The sequence below is a fragment of the Bacillus sp. D48C genome (genome assembly GCF_053345735.1).
In genome coordinates, this window is the sequence record NZ_JBKFAQ010000019.1 from 20435 (window position 1) to 41333 (window position 20899).

21 protein-coding genes and 1 other annotated feature are annotated in these 20899 nt (G+C 40.6%); all 21 genes read right to left on the reverse strand.

Going from position 1 to position 20899, the window contains the following annotated elements:
* The gene (gene rpsC, locus ACLBXA_RS27685) at positions 1-660 is read right to left on the reverse strand and encodes a 30S ribosomal protein S3 (RefSeq protein WP_000529956.1); all 660 of its coding nucleotides are present in this window, start codon (positions 658-660) and stop codon (positions 1-3) included.
* Positions 661-663: 3 nt separating this feature from the next.
* On the reverse strand, positions 664-1005 hold the full coding sequence (gene rplV / locus ACLBXA_RS27690; protein WP_001148024.1) for a 50S ribosomal protein L22: 342 nt from the start codon (positions 1003-1005) through the stop codon (positions 664-666).
* A 17-nt stretch (positions 1006-1022) separates the two neighbouring features.
* Entirely contained in the window at positions 1023-1301 is a 279-nt protein-coding gene (gene rpsS / locus ACLBXA_RS27695) for a 30S ribosomal protein S19 (RefSeq protein WP_000124454.1), read from the reverse strand.
* Positions 1302-1361: 60 nt separating this feature from the next.
* On the reverse strand, positions 1362-2192 hold the full coding sequence (gene rplB / locus ACLBXA_RS27700; RefSeq protein WP_000511583.1) for a 50S ribosomal protein L2: 831 nt from the start codon (positions 2190-2192) through the stop codon (positions 1362-1364).
* A 28-nt stretch (positions 2193-2220) separates the two neighbouring features.
* Positions 2221-2511 (reverse strand): 50S ribosomal protein L23, encoded by a 291-nt coding sequence (gene rplW / locus ACLBXA_RS27705; protein ID WP_001205558.1) that lies wholly within the window; start codon positions 2509-2511, stop codon positions 2221-2223.
* The gene (gene rplD / locus ACLBXA_RS27710) at positions 2511-3134 is read right to left on the reverse strand and encodes a 50S ribosomal protein L4 (RefSeq protein ID WP_001127258.1); all 624 of its coding nucleotides are present in this window, start codon (positions 3132-3134) and stop codon (positions 2511-2513) included. The genes rplW and rplD overlap by 1 nt, the downstream gene beginning before the upstream one ends.
* A 25-nt stretch (positions 3135-3159) precedes the next feature.
* Positions 3160-3792 (reverse strand): 50S ribosomal protein L3, encoded by a 633-nt coding sequence (rplC, locus tag ACLBXA_RS27715; RefSeq protein WP_000160209.1) that lies wholly within the window; start codon positions 3790-3792, stop codon positions 3160-3162.
* Between the two features lie 34 nt (positions 3793-3826).
* A complete protein-coding gene (gene rpsJ, locus ACLBXA_RS27720) occupies positions 3827-4135 on the reverse strand; it encodes a 30S ribosomal protein S10 (RefSeq protein WP_001040595.1) in 309 nt (102 codons plus the stop codon).
* A 398-nt stretch (positions 4136-4533) separates the two neighbouring features.
* Entirely contained in the window at positions 4534-5721 is a 1188-nt protein-coding gene (tuf, locus tag ACLBXA_RS27725) for an elongation factor Tu (protein WP_001029617.1), read from the reverse strand.
* Positions 5722-5838: 117 nt separating this feature from the next.
* Positions 5839-7917 (reverse strand): elongation factor G, encoded by a 2079-nt coding sequence (fusA, locus tag ACLBXA_RS27730; protein ID WP_000196384.1) that lies wholly within the window; start codon positions 7915-7917, stop codon positions 5839-5841.
* Between the two features lie 205 nt (positions 7918-8122).
* Entirely contained in the window at positions 8123-8593 is a 471-nt protein-coding gene (gene rpsG / locus ACLBXA_RS27735) for a 30S ribosomal protein S7 (RefSeq protein ID WP_001137492.1), read from the reverse strand.
* A 29-nt stretch (positions 8594-8622) separates the two neighbouring features.
* Positions 8623-9045: a 30S ribosomal protein S12 gene (gene rpsL / locus ACLBXA_RS27740; protein WP_001142341.1), complete on the reverse strand. Its 423-nt coding sequence runs from the start codon at positions 9043-9045 to the stop codon at positions 8623-8625.
* Between the two features lie 114 nt (positions 9046-9159).
* On the reverse strand, positions 9160-9408 hold the full coding sequence (locus tag ACLBXA_RS27745) for a 50S ribosomal protein L7ae-like protein (protein ID WP_000121833.1): 249 nt from the start codon (positions 9406-9408) through the stop codon (positions 9160-9162).
* Between the two features lie 113 nt (positions 9409-9521).
* On the reverse strand, positions 9522-13133 hold the full coding sequence (gene rpoC, locus ACLBXA_RS27750) for a DNA-directed RNA polymerase subunit beta' (RefSeq protein ID WP_000567944.1): 3612 nt from the start codon (positions 13131-13133) through the stop codon (positions 9522-9524).
* A gap of 37 nt (positions 13134-13170) precedes the next feature.
* Positions 13171-16704: a DNA-directed RNA polymerase subunit beta gene (gene rpoB, locus ACLBXA_RS27755; RefSeq protein ID WP_000147553.1), complete on the reverse strand. Its 3534-nt coding sequence runs from the start codon at positions 16702-16704 to the stop codon at positions 13171-13173.
* A gap of 291 nt (positions 16705-16995) precedes the next feature.
* A complete protein-coding gene (locus tag ACLBXA_RS27760) occupies positions 16996-17595 on the reverse strand; it encodes a class I SAM-dependent methyltransferase (protein WP_000763259.1) in 600 nt (199 codons plus the stop codon).
* A 76-nt stretch (positions 17596-17671) separates the two neighbouring features.
* Complete coding sequence (gene rplL, locus ACLBXA_RS27765; protein ID WP_000159736.1) at positions 17672-18031, reverse strand: 50S ribosomal protein L7/L12; 360 nt, start codon at positions 18029-18031, stop codon at positions 17672-17674.
* 67 nt (positions 18032-18098) lie between these two features.
* Positions 18099-18599, reverse strand: a complete 501-nt coding sequence (rplJ, locus tag ACLBXA_RS27770) for a 50S ribosomal protein L10 (protein WP_000048717.1) — start codon at positions 18597-18599, stop codon at positions 18099-18101.
* 39 nt (positions 18600-18638) lie between these two features.
* Positions 18639-18782: a sequence feature (ribosomal protein L10 leader region), on the reverse strand.
* A gap of 49 nt (positions 18783-18831) precedes the next feature.
* The gene (gene rplA, locus ACLBXA_RS27775; protein ID WP_002084079.1) at positions 18832-19524 is read right to left on the reverse strand and encodes a 50S ribosomal protein L1; all 693 of its coding nucleotides are present in this window, start codon (positions 19522-19524) and stop codon (positions 18832-18834) included.
* 177 nt (positions 19525-19701) lie between these two features.
* A complete protein-coding gene (gene rplK, locus ACLBXA_RS27780) occupies positions 19702-20127 on the reverse strand; it encodes a 50S ribosomal protein L11 (protein WP_001085872.1) in 426 nt (141 codons plus the stop codon).
* A gap of 167 nt (positions 20128-20294) precedes the next feature.
* Positions 20295-20828, reverse strand: a complete 534-nt coding sequence (nusG, locus tag ACLBXA_RS27785) for a transcription termination/antitermination protein NusG (RefSeq protein ID WP_000415794.1) — start codon at positions 20826-20828, stop codon at positions 20295-20297.
* Positions 20829-20899: the final 71 nt, after the last annotated feature.

Consider the following 20899-nt stretch of genomic DNA (forward strand, 5'->3'; position numbering starts at 1 on the left):
TTATTTTCCTCCTTCCTCAGAAGCTTTCTTTTTTGTAGGAAGGACTTCTCCACGGTAGATCCATACTTTTACGCCTAATTTACCGTATGTTGTATCAGCTTCAACTGCTGCATAGTCAATATCAGCGCGAAGTGTATGAAGTGGAACAGTTCCTTCACTGTAAGATTCTGCACGAGCGATATCAGCTCCGCCAAGACGACCAGAAACCTGTGTTTTAATACCTTTAGCACCTGCACGCATAGCACGTTGAATAACTTGCTTTTGTGCACGACGGAATGATACACGGTTTTCTAATTGACGAGCGATGTTTTCGCCTACTAATTTAGCGTTAAGATCAGCTCTCTTAACTTCTAAAATGTTGATGTGTACACGCTTGCCTGTTAATTGGTTAAGAGCTTTACGAAGTGCTTCAACTTCAGTACCACCTTTACCAATTACCATACCAGGTTTTGCAGTGTGAATTGTAACATTTACACGATTTGCTGCACGTTCGATTTCTACTTTAGCAACAGCAGAATCTTTTAAGCGTACATTAATGTACTCACGGATTTTGATGTCTTCATGTAATAATGTAGCGTAATCTTTCTCAGCGAACCAACGAGATTCCCAGTCACGGATAACACCGACACGAAGACCAATTGGATTAACCTTTTGACCCATCGATTATCCCTCCTTCTTTTCTGATACCACAACTGTGATGTGGCTTGTGCGTTTGTTAATTTGGCTTGCACGACCCATTGCACGTGGACGGAAACGTTTCAACGTTGGACCTTCGTCAACGAAGACTTTTTCAACAACTAGGTTGTTAATATCCATCTCATAATTGTGCTCTGCATTTGCGATTGCAGATTTTAAAACTTTTTCTACAACTGGAGAAGCAGTTTTTGGTGTGTGGTTAAGGATAGCAATCGCTTCACCCACTTGCTTACCTCGGATTAAGTCTACTACTAAACGAACTTTACGAGGAGCAATACGAACTGTTCTCGCTACTGCTTTAGCTTGCATTGAAGTGCCTCCTCTCATTATCTTCTAGTTTTCTTATCGTCAGCAAGGTGACCTTTATACGTACGAGTTGGTGCGAATTCACCTAACTTATGGCCAACCATATCCTCAGTGATGTACACAGGTACGTGTTTACGACCATCATATACAGCGATTGTGTGTCCGATGAACTGAGGGAAGATTGTTGAACGGCGAGACCAAGTTTTAACAACTTGTTTTTGCTCAGATGCAACTAATTTTTCCATTTTGCTCATTAAGTGATCATCGACAAATGGTCCTTTTTTTAAGCTACGAGCCATTTTGGTGCCTCCCTTCGTGATTGGCGTACGGTTCTAGAAATGAACCGTACTACAATCCCATTATTTTTTACGACGACGAACGATAAATTTGTCAGACGCTTTGTTTTTCTTACGAGTCTTGAATCCAAGAGTTGGTTTACCCCATGGAGACATTGGAGACTTACGTCCGATTGGAGAACGACCTTCACCACCACCGTGTGGGTGATCAACCGGGTTCATTACAGAACCACGAACTGTTGGGCGTTTACCTAACCAGCGAGAGCGACCTGCTTTACCGATTTTGATAAGTTCATGTTGTTCGTTACCTACTTGACCGATTGAAGCGCGACAAGCAGATAATACAAGACGTACTTCACCAGAAGTTAAACGTACAAGTACGTATTTACCTTCTTTACCAAGTACTTGAGCAGATGTACCAGCAGAACGAACTAATTGTCCGCCACGACCAGGCTTAAGCTCGATGTTATGAACAACAGTACCTACTGGAATGTTGATTAATGGTAATGCGTTACCGATTTTGATGTCAGCTTCTGGGCCAGACATAACTTCCATACCTACTTCTAATGATTTAGGAGCAAGAATGTAACGTTTTTCACCGTCAACGTAGTTAATTAATGCGATATTCGCAGAGCGGTTTGGATCGTATTCGATCGTAGCAACGCGTCCTGGAATTCCATCTTTGTTACGCTTAAAGTCGATGATACGGTATTGACGCTTATGTCCGCCACCTTGATGACGTACAGTAATTTTACCTTGGTTATTACGACCAGCCTTCTTGCTTAAAGGAGCAAGTAAAGACTTTTCGGGTCTGTCAGTCGTGATTTCAGCGAAATCATTCGTAGTCATATTACGACGACCGTTAGTAGTTGGATTATACTTTTTAATTCCCATCTCAATTTCCCTCCTTCTTTAGTAAGAATTAAACGCCTTGGAAGATTTCGATTTCTTTGCTGTCAGCAGTTAGCTTAACGATTGCTTTACGACGACGGCTAGTAAAACCAGCGTGACGACCAACGCGTTTTGCTTTCGGCTTGTAGTTCATGATGTTCACTTTTTCTACTTTAACACCAAAGATCGCTTCAAGAGCATCTTTAACTTCTGTTTTATTAGATTTAACGTCCACATCGAACGTGTATTTTTTTTCAGCCATCATTTCCATAGAACGTTCAGTGATAACTGGGCGCTTAATGATATCACGAGGATCTCTCATTATGCAAGCACCTCCTCTACTTTTTCCACTGCCGCTTTTGTCATGATTAGCTTATCATGATGAAGCACGTCTAAAACGTTTACGCCATCAGCAGTGATTACTGTTACTCCAGGGATATTGCGAGCAGATAACTCTACAGATTCGTTTGCATCAGCAGTTACGATAAGAGCTTTCTTCTCAACAGTTAATCCTTTAAGTACTGCTAGCATGTCTTTTGTTTTTGGTGCATTTAATACTAGGTCTTCAAGAACTACAATGTTGTTCTCAACTACTTTAGTAGCTAATGCAGATTTAATTGCTAAACGACGAACCTTCTTAGGAAGTTTGTACGCATAGCTTCTTGGTGTAGGTCCGAATACCGTACCACCACCACGCCATTGAGGAGAACGGATAGACCCTTGACGAGCACGTCCAGTTCCTTTTTGACGCCATGGTTTACGACCACCACCGCGAACTTCAGAACGAGTTTTTACTTTGTGTGTACCTTGACGTAAAGATGCACGTTGCATCATTACAGCTTCGAAAAGTACAGCTTCATTTGGTTCGATACCGAAAATAGCTTCAGCTAATTCGATTTCACCAACCTGTGAACCAGTTTGGTTATATACAGTAACTTTTGGCATTGGAATTCCTCCTTCCTATTGTGAATTATTTGCTAACCTTCACAGCGCCTTGAACAACTACAAGAGATTTCTTAGCACCTGGAACGTTACCTTTTACTAGTAATAAGTTGCGCTCAGTGTCAACTTGAACGATTTCTAAGTTTTGGATAGTAACTTGGTCTCCACCCATACGTCCAGCAAGTTTTTTGCCTTTGAATACACGGTTCGGAGCAACTGGGCCCATTGAACCTGGACGACGGTGATAGCGAGAACCATGAGACATAGGTCCGCGAGATTGTCCGTGGCGTTTGATAACACCTTGGAAACCTTTACCTTTAGAAATTCCTGTTACGTCAACGATTTCACCTGCAGCGAAAACTTCAACTTTTACCTCTTGACCAACCTCTAATCCGTCCACGTCTGCATCGCGGATTTCGCGAATGAAGCGCTTAGGAGTTGTAGATGCTTTAGCAGTGTGGCCTTGTTCAGGTTTGTTAGTTAACTTTTCACGTTTATCTTCAAATCCTAACTGGATTGCATTGTAGCCATCAGTTTCAGTTGTTTTCTTTTGAAGAACAACGTTTGGATTAGCAGCGATAACTGTTACTGGGATTAACTCACCGTTCTCAGCAAATACTTGAGTCATACCGATCTTTCTTCCTAAGATTCCTTTGGTCATGAGTTACACCTCCTACATTTTTAAGTTATATAATTTATAGTTTAATTTCGATATCTACACCAGACGGTAAGTCTAAACGCATTAATGAATCTACTGTTTGTGGAGTAGGACTCACGATATCGATTAAACGTTTGTGTGTGCGCATTTCGAATTGCTCACGAGAATCTTTGTACTTATGAACAGCACGAAGAATTGTGTAAATAGTCTTCTCAGTTGGTAATGGGATCGGACCAGAAACTGTTGCCCCAGAACGCTTAGCTGTTTCTACAATTTTCTCAGCTGATTGATCAAGAATACGGTGATCATAAGCTTTTAAACGGATACGAATTTTTTCTTTTGCCATTATTTTCCCTCCTTCGTTCGCCTATTTCTAAAATAGACCTTCTCCATGGAAATTTCCCCACACCATGCCATGGCAAAGCGGCCGGGTGTGTCAGCAACCTTCCACTTCATCGCAGTCAAAGACCAACATTGTCTATTATACAATGTTATTAGTCTAGATGCAAGCATCTTTTTGTTTGCATCTGCTTTTCTCTACTTTTGCTATTATACATGGCACTTTAAAGAATTTCAAGTTTTCATCTACTAGAATTCATTTTACAGTTTTTGGGTTTCGTTTTAATGTTTTTATATACTATAGAAGAAACTCGTCAAAACATAAAGATATCATCCAATTCATTATATAAACACAAACAAAACCCCCCAAGGGAAATCCCTTGGGGGGTTTTATATCAGTTAAGATTACTCAACGATAGTAGCAACTACACCGTAACCTACTGTACGTCCACCTTCACGAATAGAGAATTTAGTTCCCTCTTCGATAGCGATTGGAGCGATAAGTTCGATAGTCATTTCGATGTTGTCACCAGGCATTACCATTTCAGTACCTTCTGGTAATTGGATGATACCAGTTACGTCAGTTGTACGGAAGTAGAACTGAGGACGGTAGTTAGCGAAGAATGGAGTGTGACGTCCACCTTCTTCTTTAGATAATACGAAAACTTCAGCTTTGAATTTAGCGTGTGCTTTTACAGAGCCAGTTTTAGCAAGAACTTGTCCACGTTGGATGTCTTCACGAGCAACCCCACGAAGAAGAGCACCGATGTTGTCTCCAGCTTGAGCTTGGTCAAGAAGTTTACGGAACATTTCTACACCAGTTACAGTTGTAGAAGCATTCTCTTCAGCAAGACCGATGATTTCTACTACGTCACCAACTTTAACGATTCCGCGCTCTACACGACCAGTCGCAACTGTACCACGACCTGTGATAGAGAATACATCCTCGATAGGCATTAAGAATGGTTTGTCAGTTTCACGTTCTGGAGTTGGGATGTAAGCATCAACTTCAGTCATTAATTCAATGATTTTTGCTTCCCAATCAGCTTCTCCTTGAAGAGCTTTAAGAGCAGAACCTTTGATTACAGGAATGTCGTCGCCTGGGAATCCGTATTCAGATAATAGGTCACGAACTTCCATTTCTACTAATTCTAATAATTCTTCGTCGTCAACCATGTCGCATTTGTTTAAGAATACAACGATGTAAGGAACACCTACTTGACGAGAAAGAAGGATGTGCTCACGTGTTTGAGGCATTGGGCCATCAGCAGCAGATACTACTAAGATACCGCCGTCCATTTGAGCAGCACCAGTGATCATGTTTTTAACATAGTCAGCGTGACCTGGGCAGTCAACGTGTGCATAGTGACGAGTTTCAGTTTCGTACTCAACGTGTGCAGTTGAGATTGTGATTCCGCGCTCTCTTTCTTCTGGAGCAGCGTCGATTTGATCGTATCCGCGTGCTTCAGCACCACCAGCTTTTGCAAGAACTGTAGTGATCGCAGCAGTTAATGTAGTTTTACCATGGTCAACGTGGCCGATTGTACCGATGTTAACATGGGGTTTAGAACGTTCGAATTTAGCTTTAGCCATTCTAAATTCCTCCTTAGTTTATATAGGTTATTTTATATTTAGACTAGAAAGCGAAACTTACGTCCCACTTTCTAAGCTTACATAAGTAGTTATACTCGAACAATTGATAAAAATCAATTATTCGCCTTTATTTTTTTTAATAATTTCTTCTGAAACAGACTTCGGTACTTCTTCATAATGATCAAATGTCATTGAGAATGTTCCGCGTCCTTGAGTGTTAGAACGTAATGCTGTCGCATAACCGAACATTTCAGAAAGCGGAACCATAGCGCGAACAACTTGTGCGTTACCGCGAGCTTCCATACCTTCTACACGTCCACGACGAGATGTTACGTCACCCATGATGTCTCCCATGTATTCTTCAGGGATTACAACTTCAACTTTCATCATTGGCTCAAGAATTACTGGGTTACATTTAGAAACCGCAGCTTTAAGTGCCATAGATGCAGCGATTTTGAACGCCATCTCAGATGAATCGACATCATGGTAAGAACCGTCAACTAATGCTGCTTTAATGTCAACTAGTGGGTAACCAGCTAGTACACCATTTTTAAGTGAGTCTTCAAGACCCGCTCCAACAGCTGGGATGTATTCACGTGGAACTACACCGCCGACGATTTTGTTTTCGAATTCAAATCCTTTACCTTCTTCGTTAGGTGCAAACTCAATCCAAACGTGACCGAATTGTCCACGTCCACCAGATTGACGAGCAAACTTACCTTCAACTTTCGCAGCAGCGCGGAAAGTTTCACGGTATGCTACCTGAGGAGCACCAACGTTTGCTTCGACTTTGAATTCACGGCGCATACGGTCAACGATGATATCAAGGTGAAGTTCACCCATACCAGCGATGATAGTTTGGCCAGTTTCTTGGTCAGTGTGAGCACGGAATGTTGGATCTTCTTCAGAAAGCTTAGATAATGCTGTACCCATTTTATCTTGGTCAGCTTTAGATTTTGGTTCGATAGCTACAGAGATAACTGGCTCTGGGAATTCCATAGACTCAAGGATAACAAGACTCTTCTCGTCACAAAGAGTATCACCAGTAGTAGTATCTTTTAAACCTACAGCAGCAGCGATATCACCAGCGTAAACTGTTGAAATCTCTTCACGGCTGTTAGCGTGCATTTGTAGGATACGTCCTACACGCTCACGCTTACCTTTAGTTGAGTTTTTCACGTATGATCCAGAGTTTAACACACCAGAGTACACACGGAAGAACGTTAACTTACCAACATAAGGGTCAGTCATGATTTTGAATGCTAGAGCTGCGAATGGTTCTTCATCGCTAGACTTACGTTCTACTTCTTCATCTGTATCCGGAAGAGTACCTTTAATAGCAGGTACATCTAATGGAGATGGTAGGTAGTCGATAACTGCGTCTAACAGGATTTGAACACCTTTGTTTTTGAATGCAGAACCACAGATTACTGGGAAGAATTCTACAGAAGTTGTAGCCTTACGGATACCAGCTTTAAGCTCTTCTACAGTGATTTCTTCACCTTCTAGGTACTTCATCATCATTTCTTCATCAAGCTCAGCTACCGCTTCAATAAGCTTTCCACGGTATTCTTCAGCTAGTTCTTTGTGCTCTTCAGGAATTTCGACACGCTCGATGTCTGTTCCTAAATCGTTACCGTACATGTAAGCACACTCTTCAACAAGATCAATGATACCATTGAACTCATCTTCAGCACCGATTGGTAACTGAATTGGATGTGCGTTTGCTTGTAAACGATCGTGGATTGTTCCTACAGAGTATAAGAAATCTGCACCGATCTTATCCATTTTGTTAACGAATACGATACGAGGTACACCGTAAGTAGTAGCCTGACGCCAAACAGTTTCTGTTTGTGGTTCTACACCAGATTGTGCATCAAGTACTGCTACCGCACCATCAAGTACGCGTAAAGAACGTTCTACTTCTACTGTGAAGTCTACGTGTCCTGGAGTATCAATGATGTTTACACGGTGACCTTTCCATTGAGCTGTAGTTGCAGCAGAAGTAATTGTGATACCACGCTCTTGCTCTTGCTCCATCCAGTCCATCTGAGATGCACCTTCATGAGTTTCACCGATTTTATGAATACGTCCTGTGTAATACAGAATACGCTCAGTTGCTGTTGTTTTACCAGCATCGATGTGAGCCATGATACCAATATTACGAGTGTTTTCTAAAGAGAACTCTCTTGTCATTTGGTGTCTTGCTCCTTCCATATATGGATTGGATTTTTTATTTTAAGTAGCAAAAAAGCCACTTTATATTGTTACATATGCCAGTGTCCAGTACCCTCATTATGTAAAACGAGCGCCCAACGAAAGGGAGAGGCATTCTCCCTCTCCACACTTCCATAAGCGACAAATAAAGCGGTTTATGCTTACATTTATTTTACGTTGAATCCTACCAACGGTAATGAGCAAATGCTTTGTTAGCTTCTGCCATTTTATGAGTGTCTTCACGTTTCTTAACAGATGCACCAGCGTTGTTAGCTGCATCTAAGATTTCGTAAGCTAGACGCTCTTCCATAGTTTTTTCACCACGAAGACGAGCATAGTTTACTAACCAGCGAAGACCTAAAGTTGTACGGCGTTCTGGACGAACCTCAACTGGAACTTGGTAGTTAGCACCACCAACACGACGAGCGCGTACTTCAAGAACAGGCATGATGTTCTTAAGAGCTTGCTCGAATACTTCCATTGGTTCTTTATCTGAACGTTCACGAACGATATCGAAAGCGTTATAAAGAATTGTTTGAGATTTACCTTTTTTACCGTCAACCATCATTTTGTTGATAAGGCGTGTTACTAGCTTAGAATTGTACATTGGATCTGGTAACACGTCACGTTTCGCAACAGGTCCTTTACGAGGCATATTGAGTTCCTCCTTTCATTATAAGTTTATTATTTTTTAGCAGGTTTTGGTCGCTTAGTACCATATTTAGAACGTCCTTGCATACGTTTGTCAACACCAGCTGTATCAAGCGCTCCACGAACGATGTGGTAACGTACCCCTGGTAAATCCTTTACTCGACCACCGCGAATTAATACTACGCTATGCTCTTGTAAGTTATGACCGATACCTGGGATGTAAGCTGTAACTTCAATCCCGTTTGTTAAACGTACACGAGCGTATTTACGTAACGCTGAGTTAGGTTTCTTTGGAGTCATTGTACCAACACGAGTACATACACCACGTTTTTGAGGTGCAGAGATATCAGTTGATTTTTTCTTTAAAGAGTTAAAACCTTTGTTTAACGCAGGTGATTTAGATTTCCATACTTTATCAGTACGACCATTTCTCACTAATTGGTTAATAGTAGGCATTTGATTATCCTCCCTTCGCATGTTTGTATGACCACATATCCAGGTGGTTCATTATTAGTTGAAAACAAAGTTTTTGCAAGGAAGAGCAAATGCTCTCTCCTCACAAAAACAGTTTTAACTTATTATTCCTATTGCTGAAGCTCCCACTTGAATCCCCGAAACTTTTCCAAGCTTACGAACTGATTCAACTTTTGTTATGGGTATGTTATGTTGCAAAGCAGTGCGAATGATAACATGGGTTAACCGCACATCAGCATCTTCTGCAATAACAACTTCTTTAACTATACCATTTTTGATTGCTTCCAATGTTCGTTTATGACCAACGACTACATTTTCAGCATTTGACACTTTTTGATAAGACATATAAATATCCTCCAAAGCATCGTTCAGGAGCAACCTTGATTATAGTAACATTTTGACTCATACAATGTCAACTAGGATTAGCTGTTTTTATACAAAATTTACGACGGAAAATTTTACTGTTCCACATAAACTTCATCGTTTTCTACATTCATGTTATCTTGTGTTGTTTTTACAAGATCCACTTTACGATAACGATTCATACCTGTTCCAGCAGGAACAAGCTTACCGATAATAACATTCTCTTTCAATCCTAGAAGCTCATCGCGTTTACCTTTAATTGCTGCATCCGTTAAAACACGAGTTGTTTCTTGGAACGAAGCTGCAGATAAGAACGAATCTGTTTCAAGTGAAGCTTTTGTAATACCAAGTAGAACAGGTCTAGCTGTCGCTGGTTGTTTACCTTTCAGTAACACCTTCGCATTCGCATCAGTAAACTGATGGATATCTAGTAATGTTCCTGGTAATACATCTGTTTCACCTGCATCACTTACACGAACTTTACGTAGCATTTGGCGTACCATTACTTCTACGTGTTTGTCACCAATTTCTACCCCTTGCATACGGTATACTTTTTGAACTTCACGTAATAAGTATTCTTGCACTGCTGTAATGTCCGTTACTTTTAGTAATTCTTTCGGATCAATAGAACCTTCAGTTAACTCTTTACCGTGGCTAATTGGCTGTCCTGGAGTTACTTTCAGACGAGCACCGTAAGGAATAGCATACGTACGAGCTTCAACTTCACCCTGTACAACTACTTCTTGGCGATCTTTAACATCGTTGATCGCTGCGATAACACCGTCGATTTCACTGATAACTGCCTGACCTTTCGGATTACGAGCTTCGAAGATCTCTTGGATACGAGGTAAACCTTGAGTGATATCATCTCCGGCAACCCCACCTGTATGGAATGTACGCATCGTTAACTGTGTACCTGGCTCACCGATAGATTGAGCTGCGATAATACCTACCGCTTCTCCTACTTCTACGTCTGTACCAGTTGCTAAGTTACGGCCGTAACACTTCTTACATACACCGTGGCGAGTGTTACACGTGAACGCTGAACGAATGTTTACAGTTTCAACACCCGAATTTTCAACGATATGAGCGATATCTTCAGTAATTAATTGGTTTTCACTAACTAATACTTCACCTGTTTCAGGATGTTTTACAGTTTTTCTTGCAAAACGTCCAACAAGACGATCATATAATGACTCAATTACTTCATTACCCTCTTTAATCGCACCAATTAATAGACCACGATCTGTTCCACAATCATCTTCACGGACAATTACATCTTGTGCAACGTCTACAAGACGACGCGTTAAGTAACCAGAATCGGCAGTTTTAAGTGCTGTATCGGCAAGACCTTTACGCGCACCATGCGTAGAGATGAAGTACTCAAGTACTGTTAAACCTTCACGGAAACTTGATTTAATTGGAAGTTCGATAATACGACCAGATGGATTGGCCATCAGACCACGCATACCAGCAAGCTGAGTAAAGTTCGATGCGTTACCACGGGCACCGGAATCACTCATCATGAAGATTGGGTTGCGTTTATTCAAGGATTTCATCAGTTTTCCTTGGATAACATCTTTTGCATTACTCCAAATAGAGATAACGCGATCGTAACGTTCTTCTTCCGTGATTAAACCGCGACGGAATTGTTTAATTACATTATCTACTTTTGCTTGTGCTTCATGGAGAATTTCATCTTTTTCACCTAATACAAGAATGTCAGATACCCCAACTGTAATACCAGCCTTTGTAGAGTACTTAAATCCTAAGTTTTTCATACGGTCAAGCATGCGAGATGTTTCCGTAATTTGGAAACGTTTGAACACTTCCGCAATGATGTTACCAAGGATTTTCTTGCTAAATGGTGCCACTTCTTCGCGACTAGCAATAATTTCTTTAATGTTCGCACCTTTTTCAACGAAATATTCCGCTGGTGTTTCTTTTTCAAGGTTTGAGTTTGTCGGTTCATTAATATAAGGGAACGACTCTGGTAAGATTTCGTTAAATATTAATTTACCAACTGTTGTTAATAGAAGCTTACCCTTTTGCTCTTCAGTAAACGTTACGTTATTTACTGAACTTGCAGCAACTGCAACACGTGTGTGCAGATGTACATATCCATTTTGGTATGCAAGTATTGCTTCGTTTGCATCTTTGAAGACCATACCTTCACCGATTGCGCCTTCACGCTCAAGTGTTAAGTAGTAGTTACCTAATACCATATCCTGAGATGGAGTAACAACTGGTTTTCCGTCTTTTGGATTCAAGATGTTTTGTGCCGCTAACATAAGAATACGAGCTTCTGCTTGTGCCTCTGATGATAACGGAACGTGAACCGCCATTTGGTCACCGTCAAAGTCCGCGTTGTATGCAGTACATACAAGTGGATGAAGACGAATTGCGCGACCTTCTACTAATGTAGGTTCAAACGCCTGGATACCAAGACGGTGAAGTGTTGGTGCGCGGTTTAGAAGTACTGGATGCTCTTTAATCACAGATTCTAAAACGTCCCAAACTTCAGGGTGTACACGCTCAATTTTACGTTTCGCACTCTTAATATTGTGTGCTAAGCCTTTTCCAACTAACTCTTTCATAACGAAAGGTTTGAACAGTTCAAGCGCCATTTCTTTCGGTAATCCACACTGGTACATCTTTAAGTTCGGTCCTACAACGATTACAGAACGGCCAGAGTAGTCAACACGTTTACCTAATAAGTTTTGACGGAAACGTCCTTGTTTACCTTTAAGCATGTGAGATAGTGATTTTAATGGGCGGTTACCTGGTCCAGTAACCGGACGGCCACGACGGCCATTATCGATTAATGCGTCTACAGCTTCTTGTAACATACGTTTTTCGTTTTGAACGATGATGCTTGGAGCACCTAGGTCCAATAGACGTTTTAAACGGTTGTTACGGTTAATTACACGACGATATAAGTCGTTTAAGTCAGAAGTAGCAAAACGTCCACCATCTAACTGTACCATTGGGCGTAGTTCTGGTGGGATTACTGGTAGAACATCTAAGATCATCCAAGATGGTTCATTTCCAGAGTTGCGGAATGCTTCTAATACTTCTAGACGTTTAATAGCACGAGTACGGCGTTGTCCTTGTGCTGTTTTTAATTCTTCTTTTAAGAAGTCTACTTCTTTATCTAAATCGATGTCTTGTAGTAGCTTTTTAATCGCTTCTGCACCCATAGCAGCTTGGAATGTGCTACCATATCGATCACGATATGCACGGTATTCTTTTTCAGAAAGTAATTGCTTCTTATCAAGTGGTGTATCTCCACTTTCTGTTACAACATAAGAAGCGAAATAAATTACTTCTTCAAGCGCGCGAGGGGACATGTCTAAGACAAGTCCCATGCGGCTCGGGATACCTTTGAAATACCAAATATGAGATACAGGAGCAGCTAATTCAATATGACCCATACGTTCACGACGTACTTTTGCACGCGTTACTTCAACGCCACATCGATCACAAACTACACCTTTATAACGTACACGTTTGTATTTTCCGCAATGACATTCCCAGTCCTTTTGTGGTCCGAAAATACGCTCACAGAACAAGCCATCTTTTTCAGGCTTTAACGTACGATAGTTAATAGTTTCTGGTTTCTTAACTTCACCGTATGACCAAGAACGAATCTTGTCAGGTGAAGCAAGTCCAATCTTCATATATTCAAAGTTATTTACATCTATCAAGGGGCCTACCTCCCTTTTAGTCTACAGGTTATCCCAATTATTCCTTAGTTGTCTCAACTTCAACATTCAATTTATCTGCTGATTGATGATCATCATCATCTTCTGTATCACGCATTTCAATTTCTGTATCGTCGCTAGACATCATTTTAACGTCCATACCTAAACTTTGCAGCTCTTTAATCAATACTTTGAATGATTCAGGAACGCCTGGTTCTGGAACATTTTCGCCTTTAACAATTGCTTCATAAGTCTTAACACGTCCAACAACATCATCAGACTTCACTGTTAAGATTTCTTGAAGAGTATAAGCAGCACCGTAAGCTTCAAGTGCCCAAACCTCCATCTCACCGAAACGCTGTCCACCGAACTGAGCTTTACCTCCAAGAGGTTGCTGCGTTACAAGTGAGTATGGTCCAGTAGAACGAGCATGAAGTTTATCGTCAACCATGTGCGCAAGTTTGATCATATACATGACACCAACAGATACGCGGTTATCGAATGGTTCACCAGTACGTCCGTCATACAGGATTGTTTTCGCGTCATTTGCCATACCAGCTTCTTCAATTGTGCCCCAAACATCTTCCTCACGAGCACCATCGAATACTGGTGTTGCAATGTGAATGCCCAGGTATCTTGCTGCCATACCAAGATGAAGCTCTAATACCTGACCGATATTCATACGAGATGGTACCCCTAATGGGTTTAACATAATATCGATTGGCGTACCGTCTGGTAAGTAAGGCATATCTTCTTCTGGTAAAATACGAGAAATAACACCTTTGTTACCGTGACGTCCGGCCATCTTGTCACCTTCAGAAATTTTACGTTTTTGAACGATATATGCACGTACAAGTTGATTCACACCTGGTGGCAATTCATCGCCATCTTCACGGTTGAATACTTTTACGTCTAAGATAATACCGCCACCACCGTGTGGTACACGTAGTGATGTATCACGTACTTCACGCGCTTTTTCTCCAAAGATAGCATGTAATAGACGTTCTTCAGCTGTTAATTCTGTTACACCTTTAGGTGTTACTTTACCAACAAGTAAATCTCCATCTTTTACTTCAGCACCAACGCGAATAATACCGCGCTCGTCAAGGTTACGTAATGCGTCTTCCCCAACGTTTGGAATGTCACGTGTAATTTCTTCTGGTCCAAGCTTCGTATCACGAGCTTCTGATTCATATTCTTCAATATGAATAGAAGTGTACACATCATCTTTTACAAGGCGCTCACTCATGATAATCGCATCCTCGTAGTTATAACCGTCCCAAGTCATGAAGCCAACAAGCACGTTACGTCCAAGTGCTAGTTCACCTAATTCCATAGAAGGACCATCCGCAAGGATTTCACCTTTTACAACTTCATTTCCAACACTTACGATTGGACGTTGGTTGTAACAAGTTCCTTGGTTAGAACGAATGAATTTTTGCATTTTGTAGCGATCTAAGTCGCCTTTTACTGTTTGACCGTCAACTTCTACATAGCGACGTACCCAAACTTCACGTGCTTCTACGCGCTCAACAACACCAGGATGTTTACAGATTACTGCAGCACCCGAGTCTTTTGCTGATACGTACTCCATACCTGTACCTACAATCGGAGATTCCGGATTCATTAACGGAACCGCCTGACGTTGCATGTTCGCTCCCATAAGTGCGCGGTTAGAGTCATCGTTTTCTAAGAACGGAATACAAGCTGTCGCTGCCGACACTACTTGTTTTGGAGATACATCCATGTAGTCGATGCGTTCTCTATTTGTGACAATATTTTCGCCACGGAAACGAGCTACGATATCTTCACTTAGGAATTCACCTTCATCAGATAATTTCATATTCGCTTGGGCTACAACATAGTTATCTTCTTCATCTGCTGTTAAATAATCAACATGCCCTGTTACAAGACCAGTTTCTGGGTCAACACGACGGTATGGTGTTTCAATGAAACCAAACTCATTTACTTTCGCGAACGAAGATAATGAGTTAATCAAACCAATGTTTGGTCCCTCTGGTGTTTCAATCGGACACATACGACCATAGTGGGAGTAATGAACGTCACGTACTTCAAAGCCTGCGCGCTCACGCGTTAAACCACCAGGTCCTAATGCAGATAGTCTTCGTTTGTGAGTTAACTCTGCTAATGGATTTGTTTGGTCCATGAACTGAGATAACTGAGAACTTCCGAAGAACTCTTTAATAGATGCAATAACAGGACGAATATTAATTAGTGCCTGTGGTGTAATTGCATTTGTATCTTGGATCGACATTCTCTCACGAACAACACGTTCCATACGAGAAAGGCCGATACGGAATTGGTTTTGTAATAGTTCTCCAACAGAACGCAGACGACGGTTTCCTAAATGGTCAATATCATCTGTATCTCCTACTTTGTATAGTAGGTTGAAGAAGTAACTGATAGAAGCAAGGATATCACCTGGTGTGATGTGTTTCACATCACGAGTAATGTTTGCATTACCAATTACATTAATTACGCGTTCGCCTTCCGACTCAGGAGCATAAATCTTAATAGATTGCAGCTCAACATCGCCTTCTACCACTCCACCCATTGGTTTCGCTGTTTTGAATCCAATGTTTTTCTCTAAGTAAGGTAAAATGCGATCAAGTGTACGACGATCTAAGATTGTTCCTTCTGCCGCTAAAATTTCACCAGTTTCTGGATCCACTAATGTTTCAGCTAAACGTTGATTAAACAATCTGTTTTTAATGTGTAACTTCTTGTTGATCTTATAGCGACCTACATTTGCTAAATCGTAGCGCTTTGGATCGAAGAAACGAGACACAAGTAAGCTCTTAGCATTTTCTACTGTTGGTGGTTCACCAGGACGTAGACGCTCATAAATTTCAAGCAATGCTTTTTCTGTGCTATCTGTGTTGTCTTTTTCTAATGTGTTGCTTAAGTATTCGTTATCACCTAAAAGCTCGGTGATTTCTTGATCAGAGCCAAACCCTAATGCGCGTAACAAAACAGTTACAGGAAGTTTACGCGTACGGTCAATACGCACATATACAACATCCTTAGCATCTGTCTCATACTCTAACCAAGCTCCGCGGTTTGGAATTACAGTAGCAGTAAAACCACGTTTTCCGTTTTTATCCACTTTGCCACTATAGTATACGCTTGGAGAGCGAACTAACTGGGAAACGATAACACGTTCTGCACCGTTAATTACGAATGTTCCAGTCTCTGTCATGAGTGGGAAATCTCCCATGAACACATCTTGTTCTTTTACTTCACCAGTTTCCTTGTTGATTAGACGCACTTTTACACGAAGTGGTGCTGCATACGTCACATCACGCTCTTTGCATTCGTCTACAGAGTATTTAGGTTCACCTAAGCTGTAGTCGATAAATTCAAGCGATAGATTTCCCGTAAAGTCTTCAATCGGAGAAATGTCTTGGAACATTTCTCGCAAACCCTCATCAAGAAACCACTGATAAGAAGAGGTTTGAATTTCGATAAGATTTGGTAACTCTAATACTTCACTAATACGGGCATAACTTCTTCGTTGGCGGTGGCGTCCGTATTGAACTAGTTGACCTGTCAACTGCTTCACCCCTCAAATCATGAGTATTATAAATGCACAAAAAAATTTGTGCAAAATCACAAATAAATACAACTACTGCTATTAGCGTAGTCTTTTTCTCTTAAAGATAAATACGTTGAGTCTTTCTACCTGCTCAAAAAAGAAAAATGGCTTCTATAAGAAAACCATCATTCTGTTTCATAATCTGCTGATTTTACTATCTTTTCCAAGAGAAACAAAAATATACATCTTTCTCAACGCAGAAAATCATATATTGGCATTGTATAATGTTAACATAGCCAAAAATAACCGTCAACGTTTTTTTGATTTTATGATATAATATCCTTTTTTCTTTTCTACAACCTCAACTTCAGAAAATACTTCCTCTAGTTTTTTCAGCGCAGATGGTGCACCTTGCTTCTTTTGAATAACAATCCAAAGTTCTCCACCTGGAACTAAATACTCCACAGCTTTTTCTAAAATTTCATGTACGACATCTTTACCCGCACGAATTGGAGGGTTAGACAGAATAGCAGCATACTTGCCATCTACATTTTCATAGACGCTACTTTGAAAAATACGTATATTCTCGATTTTGTTATTAGCGGCGTTTTCTTTCGCAAGTCCAAGCGCCCTTTCATTCACATCCACCATGTGAACTTCACGACCTTGAAACTCTTTCGCTAGCGACAAACCAATAGGACCGTATCCGCAACCTACATCTAATATATTACCTTTAATATCTGGCATTTGAAAAGCTTCAATTAAAAGACGGGAACCAAAGTCCACTTCGTTTTTCGAGAACACCCCATGGTCGGATAAGAAAGTAAATTGAGATCCACGAAGTGCAAATTCCCATCGCTTACGATCACTTTTACTAGAAGGGTCGTTAGAAAAATAATGGTCTGCCATATGGCCACCTCTCTTCTTTACAGTTAAAAAAAAAGCTCGCATGAGAGCGAGCTTTTTTTAAAGCATCAAAAGTTAATTACTTAACTTCTACAGCAGCGCCAACTTCTTCAAGTTTAGCTTTGATTTCTTCAGCTTCTTCTTTAGCAGCAGCTTCTTTGATTACTTTTGGAGTGTTGTCAACTAATTCTTTAGCTTCTTTTAAGCCAAGACCAGTGATTTCACGAACAACTTTGATAACTTTGATTTTTTGTGCACCAGCGCTAGTTAGTTCCACATCAAATTCAGTTTTCTCAGCAGCAGCTTCTCCAGCGCCACCAGCAACAGCTACAGGAGCAGCAGCAGTTACGCCGAATTCTTCCTCGATAGCTTTTACTAAGTCGTTAAGTTCTAATACAGTCATAGATTTAACTGCTTCAATGATTTGTTCTTTAGTCATTGTAAATATCCTCCCTTAAATAGGTTTGTATTGTTTTATCGATAATACGTAATTATCTTTTAAAAAATTAAGCGCCTTGCTCTTCCTTTTGTTCTGCAACTGCTTTAGTAGCAAGTGCAAGGTTACGGATTGGAGCTTGAAGAACGCTAAGAAGCATAGAAAGTAAGCCTTCACGTGATGGAAGAGTAGCGATTGCTTTAACCTCATCAAGTGTTACAAGTTTACCTTCGATTACGCCCGCTTTAATTTCTAAAGCTTCATGATTTTTAGCGAAGTCGTTTAATACTTTCGCAGGAGCAACTACATCCTCGTTACTGAACGCGATTGCGTTTGGTCCTGTTAAGAATTCGTTTAACTCAGCCATTTCAGCAGATTCTGCAGCACGACGAGTTAGAGAGTTTTTGTAAACTTTGAACTCAACGCCAGCTTCACGTAATTGCTTACGTAATTCTGTTGCTTCAGAAACTGTTAAACCACGGTAGTCAACAACGATCGTAGATTTACTAGCACGAAGTTTGTCCGCGATTTCAGTTACAACTTGTTGTTTAGTTTCGATTACTTTGCTCATGTTATTACACCTCCTGTAGATTATATAGAAGATGTACCGAAAGTGCACTAAAAACCTCCATGCCCAACTTGTAGACATGGAGGCATATAGTCACAGAAAAAAATTCCGTTTCGTATATTAACACCTAGGTAGGAAATTAAGTCTATTGACACCTACTGTCTACGGTACACTATTTAAATTCACAACATAAATGATTATATTAAATCTTCTTTATGAAGTCAACTTCCAATTTTTACGCTAATGTAGAAACGTCTACACGTACGCCAGGTCCCATTGTAGAAGCAACTGTTACGTTCTTCATGTAAGTACCTTTTGCAGCAGATGGCTTAACTTTTAATAAAGTATCAGCGATTGTTTTGAAGTTTTCTACTAATTTAGCATCTTCGAAAGATACTTTACCGATTGGAACGTGGATGTTACCAGCTTTATCAACGCGGTATTCAACTTTACCAGCTTTGATTTCGTTAACAGCTTTAGTTACATCGAAAGTAACTGTTCCAGTTTTAGGGTTTGGCATTAAACCTTTAGGTCCTAATACGCGACCAAGTTTACCAACTTCACCCATCATGTCAGGAGTTGCTACTACTACATCGAAATCGAACCAACCTTGTTGGATTTTACCGATGTAATCAGTATCGCCTACGAAGTCAGCTCCAGCAGCTTCAGCTTCTTTAGCTTTTTCACCTTTAGCGAACACTAATACACGTTGTACTTTACCAGTACCGTGCGGAAGAACAACTGCACCACGGATTTGTTGGTCAGCTTTCTTAGGGTCAACACCTAAACGGAATGCAGCTTCTACAGTTGCATCAAATTTAGCTGTGTTTGTTTTCTTTACTAATTCTACTGCTTCTGTTGCAGAGTAAGCAGCTGCACGGTCAACAAGCTTTGCAGCTTCTACGTACTTTTTACCTCTTTTAGCCATTTTTATTTCCTCCTCGAATGTGGTTTTAGCGGAATAACCTCCCACGTTTACGCCTGTTTTCAGGTATAACCTGAGGATGAGCGCCATCCATTTATTTAAAAACGATAATCATTTACGATAATAAAGGTTGCGAATTGGAATTCCAGACCCGCAACCTTTTTTTAAAAACAAATCGAATTAGTCTTCGATAACGATGCCCATACTGCGTGCAGTACCTTCAACCATACGCATTGCAGCTTCTACGCTAGCAGCGTTTAGGTCAGGCATTTTAGTTTCAGCGATTTCGCGTACTTTATCACGCTTAACAGTTGCCACTTTATTACGATTTGGTTCACCAGAACCAGACTCAATACCAGCTACTTTCTTAAGAAGAACAGCAGCAGGAGGAGTTTTAGTAATGAAAGTGAATGAACGGTCCTCAAATACCGTAATTTCAACAGGGATGATAAGACCAGCTTGATCTGCTGTACGAGCGTTAAACTCTTTACAGAAGCCCATGATGTTAACACCTGCTTGTCCTAATGCTGGACCAACTGGTGGAGCTGGGTTAGCTTTACCTGCAGGAATTTGAAGCTTTACCATTTTAATTACCTTTTTAGCCACGAGACACACCTCCTTAAGTCCGTGATGTGGTCAATTGGACAGTGATTTGCCCTCCCACGTCATATTTTATCTGTAAGGATAAAATCTTTCAAAAAACGCCTCCGATAATGAAGACGTACTGACTTAAAAGATATTATCACTTTTTACAATTCATTTCAAGTTTCATTTTATAATTTTTCAATTTGATGGAAGTCAAGTTCAACTGGAGTCTCGCGACCAAACATGTCCACAAGTACACTAACCTTTTTCTTCTCCACATCAATTTCTTCAATAGCACCTGTATAATCTGCGAATGGCCCCTCATTTACACGTACTGTCTCATGAAGTTCAAAGTCGAAATCAACCACTTCGTTGTCCATTCCCATATGTTTCATAATGGTAACAACTTCCTCTTCTAATAGAGGCGATGGCTTAGATCCAGAACCAGAAGAACCAACGAACCCAGTTACACCCGGCGTGTTACGTACAACATACCAAGAATCATCAGTCATGATTAATTCTACTAATACATAACCTGGGAACACTTTTCTTTTCATTAATTTTTCTTTTCCGTTTTTCATTTCTACTTCTACTTCTTCCGGGACAACAACACGGAAAATTTTATCTTGCATACCCATTGATTCTACACGCTTCTCTAGGTTTGCTTTTACTTTATTTTCATATCCAGAATAAGTATGGACAACATACCAACTTTTTTCCATTCATTTAGGACGAGCGTCCTTCCCTCCCTGACGTACATTTTTTTGCGCAAATGAAAAAACCCGTTCACCGG